We start from the raw sequence: 1,339 nt of genomic DNA, 5'->3' as shown, positions 1-1,339 counted from the left end.
CGGCGTGCTTCACTTAAGCGTAACTTCTTCTGAAACTGTAATGGTGTCATGGACGTCATGGAGCGAAAGTGCGTGTAAAACGACGATTTACTCATACCTGTGTACGAAGCCAAATCTCCAACACTTAATGGTTTGACAAAGTTGTTTTTGAGCCAGTCGATGGCTTTGGCTATTTGATGGCTATGGCTGCCCGCAGTCACGATTTGATGGAGACGCGTGCCCTGTTCACTCATCAAAAGGCGATAAAAAATCTCCCGTTTAATGATGGGCGCTAAAATTTTGATGTTTTGGCCTTCGTCTAATAATTCTGCTAAACGTACAAACGCATCCAATAGAGATTCCGACAACTCACCGACAGCAATGCCTTTTTGCGCTTCTTTGGATTGAGTAAAGGCAAGTTCGCTATCGACAATCAGTTGGGAAATCTCGGTCAAATCCAGCTCCATGATCAGCCCTAAATAAGGTTGCTCCTCACTGGCTTCGATAATGTTGGCAATGATAGGGAGATCGACAGAAGAAATCAGGAAGTGGTTGGCATCGTAAATAAAGCTTTCCTCTCCCAATAAGACTCGCTTCCTGCCTTGCGCGATAAGACAAATACTTGGATTGTGGGTATAGCTCGTAGGCGGCGTCGTGCATATTGCGCCTGGCACTAAGCATTGGCATGGCGCAGCTAAAGACAGCTGGTTTTCACATGTAGCAATAGAAATACCCGCTGAAGGAGCAAGCAATGAGTGGTGTGAACCCGTGACGGACGAAGAGTACGCAGAGCTTGGCTAATTGAACGCTAACTTAAGGACGTCGGAGATCTGACAATGACAGGCAAGCCAAGTAAATATCAAACTTACATGAGCGTAAAGATTGCGCTCATTGGTGTCGCTTTTATGGCTCCTCAAGTCGCTTCGGCGTGTGGTCAACCAACGGAAGGTTCTGACGATGATCGCAATTAAAACTTCAATCAAGTCCATATTAATTTGGGTACTGACTATGACAACGATATCCGCCGTTATGCCTGCTTTTGCAACAGATAAATTGAGTAATAAAGAACGAGCCATCGTTCCAATCGCGGCTTTCACCGCAAGCGGTGACGTAGAAAAACTCAAGATTAGCCTGAATGATGGTTTAGAAAGCGGCTTAACGATCAATGAGATTAAAGAAGTTCTTGCTCAACTATACGCTTACGCAGGTTTTCCCCGCAGTTTGAATGGATTGGCTGCTTTTATGGAAGTAGTTGAAGTGCGCAAAAATCGTGGTATTACCGACATATTAGGGCGTGAATCGACGCCGTTGACGGCAGATAAAAGCAGCTTAGAGCTAGGCAGTCAGAACCAAACAACGC

2 protein-coding genes and 2 pseudogenes are annotated in these 1,339 nt (G+C 45.4%); 3 read left to right on the top strand and 1 reads right to left on the bottom strand.

Annotation, left to right across the window (positions count from 1 at the left end; genetic code table 11):
- Positions 1–632: pseudogene (locus tag R7070_RS25350) on the bottom strand (AraC family transcriptional regulator N-terminal domain-containing protein); the annotation flags it as partial.
- On the opposite strand from R7070_RS25350, the pseudogene R7070_RS25345 reads away from it, so the two are divergent.
- The 3 genes and pseudogenes from R7070_RS25345 to R7070_RS25335 all read left to right on the top strand — a co-directional run.
- Positions 625–780: pseudogene (locus R7070_RS25345) on the top strand (cupin domain-containing protein); the annotation flags it as partial. The pseudogenes R7070_RS25350 and R7070_RS25345 overlap by 8 nt on opposite strands.
- Positions 781–815: 35 nt before the next feature.
- Positions 816–950 carry a hypothetical protein gene (locus tag R7070_RS25340; protein ID WP_005477452.1) on the top strand — a complete coding sequence of 45 codons (135 nt, stop codon included), beginning with the start codon at positions 816–818 and terminating at the stop codon, positions 948–950.
- 58 nt (positions 951–1,008) lie between these two features.
- The coding region (locus R7070_RS25335) for a carboxymuconolactone decarboxylase family protein (protein ID WP_318141407.1) at positions 1,009–1,339 on the top strand (331 nt) is incomplete at its 3' end.

The sequence above is a fragment of the Vibrio sp. 1557 genome (assembly GCF_033340175.1).
Taxonomy (GTDB): Bacteria; Pseudomonadota; Gammaproteobacteria; order Enterobacterales; family Vibrionaceae; genus Vibrio; species Vibrio alginolyticus.
Note: the sequence above shows the minus strand (reverse complement) of the source record. Positions and strands in the feature narration are given on the sequence as shown.